11 protein-coding genes are annotated in these 13,424 nt (G+C 63.2%); all 11 read left to right on the top strand.

The window, feature by feature from the left end; genetic code table 11:
- The first annotated feature begins 280 nt into the window (after positions 1-280).
- The 11 genes from ECTOBSL9_RS15690 to ECTOBSL9_RS15640 all read left to right on the top strand — a co-directional run bounded on the left by ECTOBSL9_RS15690 (position 281) and on the right by ECTOBSL9_RS15640 (position 13,378).
- Complete coding sequence (locus ECTOBSL9_RS15690) at positions 281-1,978, top strand: AMP-binding protein (RefSeq protein ID WP_063465842.1); 1,698 nt, start codon at positions 281-283, stop codon at positions 1,976-1,978.
- A gap of 217 nt (positions 1,979-2,195) precedes the next feature.
- Positions 2,196-2,999, top strand: a complete 804-nt coding sequence (locus ECTOBSL9_RS15685; protein WP_063465841.1) for an ABC transporter ATP-binding protein — start codon at positions 2,196-2,198, stop codon at positions 2,997-2,999.
- Positions 2,989-4,968 carry a long-chain fatty acid--CoA ligase gene (locus ECTOBSL9_RS15680; RefSeq protein ID WP_063465840.1) on the top strand — a complete coding sequence of 660 codons (1,980 nt, stop codon included), beginning with the start codon at positions 2,989-2,991 and terminating at the stop codon, positions 4,966-4,968. Before ECTOBSL9_RS15685 ends, ECTOBSL9_RS15680 begins: the two co-directional genes overlap by 11 nt.
- A 3-nt stretch (positions 4,969-4,971) precedes the next feature.
- Positions 4,972-5,859 carry a branched-chain amino acid ABC transporter permease gene (locus tag ECTOBSL9_RS15675; protein ID WP_063465839.1) on the top strand — a complete coding sequence of 296 codons (888 nt, stop codon included), beginning with the start codon at positions 4,972-4,974 and terminating at the stop codon, positions 5,857-5,859.
- A 5-nt stretch (positions 5,860-5,864) separates the two neighbouring features.
- Complete coding sequence (locus ECTOBSL9_RS15670; protein ID WP_063465838.1) at positions 5,865-6,938, top strand: branched-chain amino acid ABC transporter permease; 1,074 nt, start codon at positions 5,865-5,867, stop codon at positions 6,936-6,938.
- A 47-nt stretch (positions 6,939-6,985) separates the two neighbouring features.
- Complete coding sequence (locus tag ECTOBSL9_RS15665) at positions 6,986-8,233, top strand: ABC transporter substrate-binding protein (protein WP_063465837.1); 1,248 nt, start codon at positions 6,986-6,988, stop codon at positions 8,231-8,233.
- A gap of 73 nt (positions 8,234-8,306) precedes the next feature.
- The gene (locus ECTOBSL9_RS15660) at positions 8,307-9,143 is read left to right on the top strand and encodes an ABC transporter ATP-binding protein (RefSeq protein WP_063465836.1); all 837 of its coding nucleotides are present in this window, start codon (positions 8,307-8,309) and stop codon (positions 9,141-9,143) included.
- A 35-nt stretch (positions 9,144-9,178) separates the two neighbouring features.
- Positions 9,179-10,000: a universal stress protein gene (locus tag ECTOBSL9_RS15655; protein ID WP_063465835.1), complete on the top strand. Its 822-nt coding sequence runs from the start codon at positions 9,179-9,181 to the stop codon at positions 9,998-10,000.
- A 26-nt stretch (positions 10,001-10,026) separates the two neighbouring features.
- Complete coding sequence (locus ECTOBSL9_RS15650; protein WP_063465834.1) at positions 10,027-10,776, top strand: electron transfer flavoprotein subunit beta/FixA family protein; 750 nt, start codon at positions 10,027-10,029, stop codon at positions 10,774-10,776.
- 1 nt (position 10,777) lies between these two features.
- Positions 10,778-11,719 (top strand): electron transfer flavoprotein subunit alpha/FixB family protein, encoded by a 942-nt coding sequence (locus tag ECTOBSL9_RS15645; RefSeq protein ID WP_063465833.1) that lies wholly within the window; start codon positions 10,778-10,780, stop codon positions 11,717-11,719.
- A 21-nt stretch (positions 11,720-11,740) separates the two neighbouring features.
- Positions 11,741-13,378 carry an electron transfer flavoprotein-ubiquinone oxidoreductase gene (locus ECTOBSL9_RS15640; protein WP_205631982.1) on the top strand — a complete coding sequence of 546 codons (1,638 nt, stop codon included), beginning with the start codon at positions 11,741-11,743 and terminating at the stop codon, positions 13,376-13,378.
- The last annotated feature ends 46 nt before the right edge of the window (positions 13,379-13,424 follow it).

The raw sequence follows: 13,424 nt of genomic DNA, 5'->3' as shown, positions 1-13,424 counted from the left end.
GTGAAACCTGGGGCTGGTGAACTGTTTTATGCTGCATTGCAGCGATTTTTTCGTAATCGGATCTGGTCTGCTTGCAGCCAAAGAGGGCCCCCACGCCTTGGTTTGGCGCGCTCAGGGGAGGCTGTCAGCGACCTGCTGATTAATCCCGTACAGAATACAGCAAAAAAAGGTTGACGTGGACGTAAACGATAACTAAATTGCCTATAACCTTATTACAAATAACCCCCATAATCAGACCGGGAACAACCGGCGCCAAACCAAAGGCAGGAGGTCAGTCCTGATGTCAGATCAGAGACTTAGTTATATGTGTGGTGCAGGCACCGAGCCCTTGTGGGGCATTACCGTGGGTGAGCAACTCCGCCACCTGGCCAGTGTATGGCCGGAGGGGCTGGCCCTGGTGGACTGCCAGCAAGGGGTGCGCTGGTCATGGTCTGAGCTGGATCGCAAGGTGGACGCGCTGGCAGCCGCCTATCTGGATCTCAGCCTCGAACCGGGTGATAGGGTGGCCATCTGGATGATGAATCGGAGTGAGTGGACGCTAGCCATGCTCGCCGCCGCGCGGGTCGGTATGGTTTCCGTGAACGTTAATCCCGGTGCTCGCAAGGCGGAGTTACAGCAGTTCCTCAATCTGGTGCAGGCGCGCGCACTGATCATCCAGGATCATTTCAAGACCAGCGATTACCCGAAGATGGTCAGCGAACTCCTACCGGAGCTCGCCAGCGCGGGCGAAGTGGCACTTCGCTGTGAGGCCGTGCCGAGTTTGGAGCGGGTGATCCGGGTGGGATCGGAATCCGCGCCCGGGATGATCAACTTTTCCGGGCTGTTGCATGAGCCCAATCCTGACACCCTCGAACGCGTGCGCTCCCTGAGCGTCTTGGTGGACTTCGATTCGCCGGCCAATATCCAGTTCAGCAATGCCATGGGTGGGGAACCGGCTGGCACCACGCTGACCCATCACAACATCATTAACAATGGCCTAACGGTAGGCCGCACGCTGCGGTTGAGCGAAAACGATCGCGTGTGTATCCCGGTGCCGCTTTTTCACTGCTTCGGTCTGGTGATGGGCAACATGGCCTGCCTGACGCATGGTGGCGCGATGATCTACCCGGGTGAGGCCTTCGAGCCCTTAGACACTCTGAAAGCAGTGCAAAAGGAAGGTTGCACCGCCCTGTATGGCGTGCCGGCCATGTTCAAGGCCATGCTGGACCATGAGGAGTTTTCGGACTTCGATCTATCGACGCTGCGTACCGGGATCATGGCGGGGGCCCCGTGCCCTCCGGACACCATGGACCAGGTGATGACCCGCATGCACATGACCGAAGTGACCATCGGTTATGGCATGACCGAATCATCCCCCATCTCCTTCATGAGCGACGTGGACGATGCGATCGAGCACCGGTTGTCCACCGTGGGCACCATTCGTCCGCACCAGGAAGCCAAGATCATCGACAGCGAGGGCCGCATCGTGCCGCTGGGGGAGGTGGGCGAGCTGTGCGTGCGTGGCTACAACGTCATGCGGGGTTACTGGGGCAATCCTGATCTGAGCGCTCGCGTGGTGGACGCGGCGCGCTGGCTACATACCGGTGACCTGGCCCGGCTGGATGAGGACGGGTATTGCCGCATCGTTGGCGGCGTCAAGGACGTGATCATTCGCGGCGGCGAGAACATCTACCCTCAGGAAATCGAGGATTATCTGCGAACGCATCCGCAGGTTCGCGACGCGGTGGTGGTAGGCATGCCGGACGAACGCCTTGGCGAGGTGGTCTGCGCCTGCGTGGAGATCCAGCACGGTGAGGAAACGCTCACCGCGGAAATGCTTCAGGACTACTGCCGTGAGCAGATCGCCCATTTCAAGATCCCGCGCTACGTGCGGTTTTACGAGTCCTTCCCCGGCAGCACCGGGCGAGCACTCAAATTCATGCTGCGTGACGAGAGCCTGACGGATCTGGGGCTCAGGGATCCTGGCGGGTGGCATTGAGCCAACGCCGACCCCGTGGCCGGAAACATGCCGGCCTGGGCACGAAGCAAGGCATTCAGGAACCACAAGAACAACAGGGTGCGCATCGCCTTCGGGTCATGCGCAACGGACGGGTGCGCGCCCGGCGTGCGTGATCCGACTTTGGGGACGGGAACAGCCGCAACGATGCGTTGGCCCGGCACGGGAAAACCACATCAGGTACTCGGAGGAACGAGGCATGACGAAAATGCAGGAAATCGTCGGCCAGCAGACCGTACTGGAATGCGAGGAGGTGTGCCGTTGGTTCGGTGGCCTCCAGGCACTGAAGGGCATCTCCCTGACGGTGAGGGAGGGTGAGATCTTTGGCCTGGTGGGGCCGAATGGCTCGGGCAAGACAACGCTCGTCAATGCCATCACCGGCTTCTACCCGCCCCAGCAGGGTGCGATTCGCTTTCTTGGCGAGCCCATCAATGGTTTGCGGCCTCATCGCATTGCCCAGAAGGGCATTGCCCGCACATTCCAGAACGTGGCCCTGTTCAAGGGACTGAGCGTCCTGGACAACATCCTGCTGGGACGACACATCTTCATGCGTCCCAGCTCCCTGGCCTCACTGTTCTACTGGTGGTGGGCGCAGAAGGAGGAAGTGGCGCACCGGGTCAAGGTGGAGGAGGTCATCGACCTGCTGCAGCTGGAGAGCGTGCGCGACGAGCCGGTGGACGTGATCCCCCTGGGGATGCAAAAGCGCGTCGAACTGGCCCGCGCGCTTTGCGCCGAGCCCCGCTTCCTGGTGCTGGACGAGCCCATGGCCGGCATGAACCAGGAAGAGAAGGAATACATGGTGCGTTTCATCCTGGATGCCCGCGATGCCATGGGCGTCACCATGCTTCTCATCGAGCACCACATGGACGTGGTCACCGCCATCTGCAACCGGGCGGTAGTGCTCAACAACGGGGAGAAGATCGCCGAGGGCCCCACTCGCGAGGCCATCAATGATCCTGCCGTGGTCGCGGCCTACATCGGGAAGACTCAAGATGCAGCCTGAAAGACAATACCGCGAAGACCCGCCTGTGGACGCCCTGCATCCAGACTGGCGGGAAGATGATCATCTGATCCAGTTGCTGGTTCACAACGCCCGGGAGCACACTGACGAGGTCGCCCTGCGTGAACGTCACCGGGGCATCTGGCACGAATACACCTGGCAGGACTATCTGGATCATGTCATGAACTTGGCCGCCGGGCTGGAGGCTCGAGGCGTGCGTGCCGGCGACCGCATCCTGGTGGTGGGTGATAACCGGCCGGCCCTCTACTTCGGCATGCTGGCCGCCGTGTGCCTCAAGGCCATTCCCTCACCGGCCTATCCTGACACCAATCCCGCCGAGCTTCAGGGCCAGATGCAGGCGGAAGCCATCCGCTGTGCGCTGGTGGAGGATCAGGAGCAGGTGGACAAGCTGATGTCCATCCGCGAGAACGGCTATGAAGATCTGCAACTCATCGTCTTCGATGACGAGCGGGGCCTGAAGGGAGAGGAGCCCGAGGGGGCGGTGAGTGCCCTGGATCTGATGGCCCAGGGCCGGCAGGAAAGGGAGCAGCGTCCGGGCCTGGACGAGGACCTGCAAAGCCGCGCATCGGTGCATGACATCGCCGTGCTGCTGCACTCATCAGGCACCACCGGCGCGCCCAAGGGCATACCGCTCAAGCATGGCCATATCCTCACGGGGGTGCGCAACGCCTCGGCGGCAGGGTATTTCCGCGAGGGCGAGGTGCACATGGCCTATCTGCCCATGGCCTGGGTGGGAGACTTCATCTTCACCGTGGGAGCGGCGCTGGCACTGCGCTTTTGCGTCAACATCCCCGAGAAGCAGGAAACCGCGCTTCACGACCTGCGGGAGATCGCCCCGACACTGTACTTCAGCTCGCCCCGGGCCTGGTCCAACATGCTCACCCGCATCCAGGTGGGCATCAATGAGTCCTCGCCGCTCAAGCGGCGTCTTTACCATCACTTCATGCCGTTTGCGGTGGAACTGGAACGCCGCCGCCTGGAAGGCAAGGCCCCCGGCACCCTGGAACGCTTCTGGCGCGGAGTGGGGGAAGTGCTCATCTACGGCCCCATCAAGGACCACCTGGGGCTGAGCCGGGTGGAGCGGCCCTACACGGCCGGCGAGGCCATTGGCGAGGACGTGTTCCTGTTCTTCCGGGCACTGGGCCTGAATCTGCGCCAGTTCTATGGCCAGACGGAAAACTGCGCCCTGTGCGTGGCCCAGCCGCCGGACTCCATCAGCCTGCACACCGCCGGCAAGCCGTTCCCTGGCGTTGATCTCAAGATCAACAAGGATGGCGAGATCCTGGTGCGCGCCGACAACATCTTCGACGGGTACTTCAACAACCCCGATGCCACCCAGGAAACCCTGCAGGATGGCTGGATGCACACCGGCGATGCGGGCTATCTGGAGGAAGATGGTCAGCTGGTGGTGCTGGGTCGGGTCTCCGAGGTGGTGTACACGGAGGCGGGCCACCGGTTCATTCCCACCTATGTGGAAAATCGCCTCAAGTTCAGCCAGTACATCAAGGACGCCTGCATCCTGGGACGGGAACGGGACTTCCTGGCGGCCTTGATCATCATCGACATGGAGGCCGTGGGACACTGGGCCGAGGAGCATGGCGTCGCCTACACCTCTTTTGCCGACCTGTCCCAGAAGCCGGAAGTGTACGACCTGATCAGTGGCGAGGTGGCCCATGTCAACACCGTCCTGCCGGAGGGTCTGCAGATCCGTCGTTTCGTCAATCTGCACAAGGAGTTCGATCCCGACGACGGCGAAGTGACCCGCACCCGCAAGCTTAAGCGCAAGGTCATCGACCAGCATTACGCCCCCATCATCGAGGCCCTCTACGACGGTCAACAGGCCATCGAATACGAGGCCCAGATCAGTTACGAAACCGGCGCATCGGGGACGCTCAAGCGCCACCTGATGGTCTCTGACGTCACCCCGGCCCATGTTGCAGAGGAGGCTTAAGCAGTGGATATCCAGTTCCTGATCGAATTGATCATCAACGGCGCCCTGACCGGCCTGATGTACAGCCTGGTCGCCCTGGGCATCGTGCTGATCTACAAATCCTCCGGGGTCCCCAACCTGGCCCAGGGGGCCATGGTGATGATCGCCGCCTACCTCATCTGGATGTTCGCCCACCTGCTGGGCGTACCGATCGTGTTTGCCATCCTCCTGGCCATCGTGGGCATGTTCCTGTTCGGCATGCTTACCGAGCGCCTGCTCCTGCGCAAGATGGTAGGGCAGCCCATCATCATGGTGGTCATGCTCACCCTGGGCCTGGAAAGCCTGCTGCGGGGCCTCGGCCCAGGCTTGCTGGGGGCATCCCCCAAGAGCCTGGACCTGGGGCTGGACATGATGCCCATCATCATCGGCGAGGTGTTCATCAACCGCGAATACCTGGTGGGGGGCATCATTGGTGGCCTCATGGTGGCCGGTGCCCTGCTGTTCTTCCGCACCCGCATCGGCACCAAGCTGCGGGCAGTGTCCGATGATCACGTCTCCAGCTGGTCGGTGGGTATCTCTGTGGAACGGGCCGTGGCCATTTCCTGGGGTCTGGCCGGCATCTCCGCCGTGGCCGCGGGCGCCATGTGGGGGTCAGTGCAGGGGGTGGACTGGACCCTGACCGCCTTGCTCTTCCCGGCGGTGGCGGTAGTCATCCTCGGGGGGCTGGACAGCATCTACGGCGTGTTCGTGGCGGGGCTGATCGTCGGCATCCTTGGCAGCGTCATTCCCGGTTATGTGGACCCCCTTGTGGGTGGCGGCACGCGTGACGTGGTGACCTCCCTGATCATCCTGCTGACCATCATTTTCCGCCCCCACGGCATCTTCGGCCGTGAAGATATCGAGAGGGTCTGAGCGCCATGTTCTATCGACTGTCCGGAATCAAGCATACGCGCTATGCCTCGTCGCGGGCCCTGTGGCCGGTGACCACCGACCGCCGCATCATGCAGGTGCTGGTGGCTCTGGCACTGCTGGCACCGTTCTTCCTTTCCGACCTGTATCTCACCAGCTACATGCTGCCATGGCTGATCTGGACCGCGGCCGCCCTGTCGCTGACCCTTTTGATGGGGATGGCGGGGCAATTGCACTTCGGCTTTGCCGCCGTGCTGGCCATCGGCGCCTATACCAGTATCCACCTTACGCGCGCCGGTGTGCCCTTCGAGTTCGCTCTGCTGGGAGCGGGCCTGATGTCGGCCTTCATCGGAGTGATCTTCGGGGCCGCGGCGTTGCGGGTGAAGGGTCTCTATCTGGTGATGGCGACCCTGGCCATGCAGTATCTGGTGGAGTGGGTGATCGTCAATGTGCCCGCCATTTCCGGGGGCGCCCAGGCCACCTTGAGCACCCCAGACGTGACTTTCCTTTTCGTACCCTTGCAGAGTGACGCCTCGCTCTACTACATGGCGCTGCTGTGGACCGTGGTGGTAACCCTGCTGCTGCTCAATATCAAGCGTTCCAGCTTCGGTCGGGCGCTGGTGGCGGTGCGGGACAAGGATTTCGCCGCCGCAGTGATCGGGGTGGATCCGGTGAAATACAAGCTGCTGGCCTTCTTTGCCGCTTCTTTCCTGGGCGGTGTGACCGGCGCCATCCTGGCCTTCTGCTACTACCAGGCGGTCACCCCCGAGCAGTTCGGCTTCAATGTCTCCATCCAGTTGGTGGCCATGGTGCTGGTGGGTGGTCTGGGCAGCGTGATCGGTGCCTACCTTGGGGCGGGCTTCGTGCTCCTACTGCCCATTGTGCTCACCAATCTGCTGGCCTTCCTGGCCACCTACGAGTGGATTCCCATCTCGTTCAACCTGATCGCTCACATTCCGCTGATGGTCTACGGGGCCCTGATCATCGGTGTGTTGCTGTATGAGCCCCTGGGACTCGCCAAGATCTACGACAACCTGCGCAAGTATTTCGTGGTCTGGCCTTTCCGTCATACCCAGAGCTAATACCTCCCCGTGGGGAGGGCATAAGAAACCTTGGAGGAGTGTGCGTCATGAAACCATTCACACGATGGCTGGCCGGCATGGCCGGAGCCGCGGTCCTGGGCCTGGGCGGCACCGCCCAGGCCGATAAGGAGCCGATCAAGTTCGCGCTGTTGCAGGACTTTACCGCCGTCTACACCTTTGTAACCGACGAGTACCATCAGGGCCAGCGGGACTATCTGCGGCTCGTGAATGAGACCGGTGGCATTGAGGGCCACATGATCGAAACCATTGTTCGCGACACCGCCAACGAACCCCAGCGAGGCCTGGAGGCGTACAACCGCGCCCGTCGCGAAGGCGCGGTGCTGGTGGACTTCTTCAGCACGCCGGTGTCCCGTGCCGCGGTGAACCGGGTCCTGCGTGACGAGGTGGTGATGATCACTGCCCTGCACGGCCGCGGAGACGCCAGCGAGGGTGAGACCTTCCCCTTTGTGTTCCCGATGATGGCCACCTACTGGTCCCAGGCCACGGTGCTGGCGGACTACATCGATCAGCACCAGGGAGGGCTTGAAGGCAAGCGGATCGCGCTGGTGCACATCGATTCTCCCTTTGGCCGCGAGCCCATCCCGGTGCTGCGCGACCTGGCCGAGAAAAAGGGCTTCGATCTGCGCGCCTTCGCCTACCCTACGCCCGGCACCGAGCAGTCGGCCACTTGGTCTGACGTGCGTCGCTACCGACCTGATCATGTGATCATCTGGGGCGCCGGTGGCGGCCAGCAGGTGTCGGTACGTGAGGCGATCCGGAACGGTGTGCGTCAGGAGAACATCCTCTCGGTGGTGTGGCTGGCGGAAACCGATGCGCGCAATGTGGGCGGCAACCGCATGAACGGCGTCAAGCGCTTCGAGGCCGTGGGCACGGGCACCGATTATTCGATCATCCAGGACATCATGGAGCACGTGATCGAACCGGGCCGCGGCCAGGGTTCCGCGAATAACGTGGGTACCACCTACTACAACATCGGCGTTGCCACCATGGCAGTGGCCGTGGAGGCCGCGCGCCTGGCCATGCAGGAGTTCGGGGCCCCGCTGACCGGTGAAAAAATGCGTGATGGCTTCCGCATGATCGAGAACTTCGATGCCAGAGGCATGATGCCGCCCATCACCATCACCGCCGACGATCATCAGGGGGGTGGTTACGGTCGCGTGTCCGCCTGGAATGGCGAAGCCTGGGAACCGCTGACCGACTGGTACGCAGCCCACCAGGATATTGTCTGGGAAGAGATCGAGAAGGACGCCGCCGGCTTCCGCGAAGGCCGCTGAGCCCCCATGCCGCCGGGGTGGGTGAACACCCCGGCGGCCCGACGGGTATCCATGACAGGAAAGGGGTGATCCCATGCAGAATACTGCCAGTCAAACCGCACCGGTCGCCGAAACCGGCCAGCCGCTCCTCGAACTGGCCAATGTGGAAGTGATCTATGACCGGGTCTTCCTGGCCATCAAGGGCGTTTCACTGAAGATCCACAGAGGGCAGATGATCGCCCTTCTGGGCAGCAATGGAGCCGGCAAGAGCACCACCCTGAAGGCGATCAGTGGTCTGCTGGCCCCGGAACGTGGCCTGGTGACCCGCGGCGCGCTCACCTTTCAGGGCAAGGACATGTTGCCGTTGTCGCCGCCCAAGCGGGTTGCCAGTGGCTTGGTGCATGTGCTTGAAGGACGACGCATCTTCGAGCACCTGTCACCGGAGGACAACCTGCTGGCCGCCTATGCCACCCGTGGCAGCCGACAGCGTTACCAGGAACTCAAAGAGCAGGTGTTCAATTATTTTCCTCGGCTGAAGGAACGGGCACGGAGCAAGGCCGGCTACCTGTCGGGCGGTGAGCAGCAAATGCTCGCCATTGGGCGCGCCCTGATGACTGAGCCCGAACTGATCATGCTCGACGAACCCAGCCTGGGCCTCTCCCCGCTGCTGGTGCAGGAGATCTTCGAGATTATTCGCGAGATCAACAAGGAGCAGGGCGTCAGTGTGCTGCTAGTGGAGCAGAACGCCGCCGCTGCCCTGGGGGTGGTGGATTATGCCTACCTGCTAGAAAACGGCCACGTGGTGATGAGCGCCGATGCTGCCGTCATGCGGGAGAACCCCGACGTACAGGAGTTCTACCTGGGTGGGTCCGGCAAAGTCGACTATCTGAACGTTAAACATTACCGGCGTCGTAAGCGCTGGCTTGCCTGATGCCGGATCCGATTGCAGCTACCAAGGAGTGCGCCATGTCCGCCACCGTTACCATCCCTCTGGATTCTTCCGCTCGTTCCCAGGCTGCCCTCAAGCCCGGGCTGTCCCTGGCCGGTCAGCTCGGGGCACGCGTCCGTCTGGTTTCGGTGGTGCCCCGTGAGGAGAACAGCACCGAACGCAAGGCCTTGCTACAGAGTATTCTGGCCGCCCGAGGGCTCAATGACGCCCAAGTGGAAGTCGTCGTCCATGGTTCGGTGAACGACGGGCTGATGCAGGCGATGAGCAGCGAGCCGGACAGCCCGCTGGTCATGTCGACGCACGCACGCGGGGCCGTCGGCGAGGCCGTGGTGGGCAGTGTCGCCGGGAACATGCTGCGTCAGTCGCGTCGTCCGGTTTTGCTGGCTGGTCCAGATCTTTCCGAGGAGTGGACGGGGCCCATCCGGACGGTACTGATATGCCTGGATGGATCCACGCTTTCCGAGGCGGTGTTGCCGCCGGCGGTGGCCTTCGCACGCTCGATCGGCGCGGATGTGCGCCTGATCCAGGTGCTCAAGCCCAGCTTTGGTCACGGCGGCCCCGGGGCGGACTCCGGGGAGTGGGTCTACCTGCGCCGCATGGCGGACCACATGCCGGAAAAATACGGCGTGCAGGCCAACTGGGACGTACTCCACGGCAAGGACGTTGCCCGGGCCGTGGTGGAGTACTCGGCACTAATACAGGGGGCGGTGATCGCCATGACGACCCACGGGCGCACGGGTCTGCAGCGTGTGATCATGGGCAGCTTTGCCCGTGAGGTGGTGCACTCGGCCCGTTCGCCGGTGCTGGTGCTGCGCCCCGATGAAAACGGCAACGCCTGACATATCAATCATATAAGGAGTGGCCCATGAAGGTACTCGTACCGGTCAAGCGTGTGGTGGATTACACCGTTCGGGTGCACCCACGCTCCGATGGCAGCGATGTGGACATCGCCAACCTGAAGATGTCCATGAACCCCTTCGACGAAATCGCCATGGAAGAGGCGGTGCGGCTCCGCGAGGCCGGTGTGGCCACCGAGGTGGTGGCGGTCAGCATCGGCCCGGCCGCGGCCCAGGACACGCTGCGCACGGCCCTGGCATTCGGCGCCGACCGGGCGCTGCTGCTGGAAACGGAGGAAAGCCTCGCGCCGGTGGTGGTCAGTCGCGCCCTGGCCGCCGTGGTGGGGGAAGAGTCTCCCGATCTCGTGCTGATGGGGAAGCAGGCCATCGATGATGACTGCAACCAGACGGCACAGATGCTCGCCGCGCGTCTGGGCTGGGGGCAGGGCACCTTCGCCTGTCGAGTGGAGATGGGCGACGGCGAGGTGATTGTCACCCGGGAAGTGGATGGAGGCACCCGTACCGTGGCCCTGAGACTGCCGGCGGTGGTGAGTACCGATTTACGGCTCAACGAGCCTCGTTATCTCAAGCTCCCCAACATCATGAAGGCAAAGAAAAAGCCCCTGGATCGCCGTCCCCTGGACAGCCTCGGGGTGGAGACCCGCAGCGGCATCCGCACGGTCAGTGTGGCCGAGCCGCCCGCGCGCAAGCCGGGTGTGCGCGTCGCCGACGTGGGGGAATTGCTGGACAAGCTCAAGAACGAAGCACAGGTGATCTGATATGACAGTGCTGGTAGTGGCGGAACATGATCATCGACATCTGGCTGATGTCACCCGCAGGACGGTGAGTGCCGCGCTTGCCCTGGGTGATGCCGTGGATGTCCTGGTGGCCGGGCAGGACTGCAAGGCCGTGGGTGAAGCGGCGGCGGCACTGGAGGGGGTGAGCCGTGTACTGCTCTGTGATGACCCGACCTATGCCCATCAGCTGGCCGAACCCCTGGCCGAGCTGGTCATCTCGCTGGCCTCGGACTACTCGGCAGTGCTGGCCGCGGCCACCACCCAGGGCAAGGACTTCATGCCCCGGGTGGCCGCCCGTCTGGATGTGGCCCAGGTGTCCGACATCACCGGGATCGAGGGGCCGACCACCTTCGAACGACCCATCTATGCCGGCAATGTCATGGCGCGGGTGATCTGCGAGGATCCGGTCAGGGTCATCACGGTACGTCCCACGGCCTTTGACCCGGTGGGTGAGGGCGGCTCGGCGTCCATCGAGACGGTGCCGGCGGCCCAGGACCCGGGTGTGTCACGCTTTGTGGAGGAATCGCTCACCGAGTCGGAACGCCCCGAACTGGGCGCCGCCCGGGTGGTGGTCTCCGGCGGGCGCGGTGTCGGCAGTGCCGAAGGCTTCCAGCTGCTGGAGGACCTGGCCGACGAGCTCAATGCCGCCATCGGCGCCTCCCGTGCGGCCGTGGATGCCGGGTTCGTGCCCAACGACTACCAGGTGGGTCAGACCGGCAAGGTGGTCGCACCCGAGCTGTACATCGCCGTGGGGATCTCCGGGGCCATCCAGCACTGGGCCGGCATGAAGGACAGCAAGGTGGTGGTGGCCATCAACCGTGACGAGGAGGCCCCCATGGTCCAGATGGCCGACTACGCCCTGGTGGGTGACCTGTTCCAGGTGCTGCCCGCCCTGCGGGAAGGGCTTCGCGCCCTCAAATCCTGAACCCAACGCCGGAGGTGCCCTTTGGAACGTGAGAGCATGGAATTCGACGTGGTCATCGTTGGCGCCGGTCCGGCCGGGCTGGCGGCGGCCATCCGTCTGCGCCAGCAGGCCGAGCAGACAGGACAGGACCTGTCCGTCTGTGTGCTGGAAAAGGGCTCCGAGGTGGGGGCCCATATCCTCTCGGGTGCGGTGTTCGCGCCCCGGGCCCTGGATGAACTGCTGCCGGACTGGCGAGAACAGGGCGCCCCCCTGAACACCGCAGTCAGCGAGGACCAATTCCTGCTGCTGACCCAGGTTCGCGCCCTGCGAATGCCCACGCCGCCACAGATGCACAACGAGGGCCATTACATCATTAGCCTGGGCAACCTCTGTCGCTGGCTGGCGGAGCAGGCCGAGGCCCTGGGTGTGGAAGTGCTGCCCGGATTTCCGGCAGCCGAAGTACTCTATGACGAGCAGGGGGCTGTCAAGGGTGTGGCCACCGCAGACATGGGCCGTAACCCGGACGGCAGCGAGGGCCCGCGCTTCGAGCCCGGCGTGGAACTCCATGCCCGCCAGACGCTGTTCTGCGAGGGCTGTCATGGCTCCCTGACCAAGACGCTCATCGACCGCTTCGGTCTGCGCGAGGGGGTGGGGCCGCAGACCTACGGACTGGGCATCAAGGAAGTCTGGGAAGTGGACCCGGCCCGGCACCGGCCTGGTCAGGTGATCCACTCCGTGGGCTGGCCCCTGGATACCCGCACCTATGGTGGCGGGTTTCTGTACCACCTGGAGGACAACCGGGTGGCGGTGGGCTTCATCGTGGGGCTGGACTACGAAAATCCCTACCTGAGCCCCTTCGAGGAGATGCAGCGCTTCAAGACCCATCCGGCCATCCGCCCCGTGTTCGAAGGCGGCAAACGCATCGCCTATGGCGCCCGGGCGCTGGTGGAGGGCGGCCTGCAGGGCCTGCCGAAACTCAGCTTTCCCGGCGGCCTGCTGGTGGGAGACACGGCGGGCTTTCTCGACGTGCCACGCATCAAGGGCAGCGACAATGCCATGAAGAGTGGCATCACCGCGGCAGAGACCGTTTTCGATCTGCTGACCTCGTCACCTACCGGCGGCCTGGAAGCCAGCGATTTCCGTCGCCGCCTCGACAATACCTGGGTGATCCGCGAACTCCACCGAGCCCGGAACATCCGCCCCGGTTTTCGCTGGGGCCTCTGGGCCGGACTGGCCCACGCAGCGGTGGATACATACGTCTTACGGGGTCGCGCTCCCTGGACGCTGCGCCATCACGCTGACCACGAACGCCTCCGCCCTGCCGGGGATTGCCCACCCATCGATTATCCCCGTCCGGATGGGAGCATCACATTCGACCGCCTGTCTTCGGTTTTTCTGTCCAACACGCATCACGAAGAGGGCCAGCCAGTCCACCTTAAGCTGAGAGATCCAAATCGGCCTACCGCTCTGAATCTCCCGGTTTACGCAGGGCCGGAAGCTCGCTACTGCCCCGCAGGTGTGTACGAATACGTTGAAGCGGGCGATGCCAACGAATCACGCCTGCAAATCAACGCCCAGAACTGCGTGCACTGCAAGACCTGTGATATCAAGGATCCGGACCAGAATATCGACTGGGTGGTGCCTCAAGGTGGAGATGGACCCAACTATCCTGGCATGTGAGACAGTGCCAAGCGCCGGTAAGTGTCCGGTAGGGCACGTATACCCA

It is taken from the genome of Ectothiorhodospira sp. BSL-9, assembly GCF_001632845.1.
Classification (GTDB): Bacteria; Pseudomonadota; Gammaproteobacteria; order Ectothiorhodospirales; family Ectothiorhodospiraceae; genus Ectothiorhodospira.
This window is presented reverse-complemented; position numbering and strand designations above follow the sequence as displayed.

What these genes read in the sequence shown, in the direction of transcription:
- ECTOBSL9_RS15690 (WP_063465842.1), top strand. Translation starts at nt 281, where the DNA reads ATGTCAGATCAGAGACTTAGTTATATGTGTGGTGCAGGCACCGAGCCC.
- ECTOBSL9_RS15685 (WP_063465841.1), top strand. Translation starts at nt 2,196, where the DNA reads ATGACGAAAATGCAGGAAATCGTCGGCCAGCAGACCGTACTGGAATGC.
- ECTOBSL9_RS15680 (WP_063465840.1), top strand. Translation starts at nt 2,989, where the DNA reads ATGCAGCCTGAAAGACAATACCGCGAAGACCCGCCTGTGGACGCCCTG.
- ECTOBSL9_RS15670 (WP_063465838.1), top strand. Translation starts at nt 5,865, where the DNA reads ATGTTCTATCGACTGTCCGGAATCAAGCATACGCGCTATGCCTCGTCG.
- ECTOBSL9_RS15665 (WP_063465837.1), top strand. Translation starts at nt 6,986, where the DNA reads ATGAAACCATTCACACGATGGCTGGCCGGCATGGCCGGAGCCGCGGTC.
- ECTOBSL9_RS15660 (WP_063465836.1), top strand. Translation starts at nt 8,307, where the DNA reads ATGCAGAATACTGCCAGTCAAACCGCACCGGTCGCCGAAACCGGCCAG.
- ECTOBSL9_RS15655 (WP_063465835.1), top strand. Translation starts at nt 9,179, where the DNA reads ATGTCCGCCACCGTTACCATCCCTCTGGATTCTTCCGCTCGTTCCCAG.
- ECTOBSL9_RS15650 (WP_063465834.1), top strand. Translation starts at nt 10,027, where the DNA reads ATGAAGGTACTCGTACCGGTCAAGCGTGTGGTGGATTACACCGTTCGG.
- ECTOBSL9_RS15645 (WP_063465833.1), top strand. Translation starts at nt 10,778, where the DNA reads ATGACAGTGCTGGTAGTGGCGGAACATGATCATCGACATCTGGCTGAT.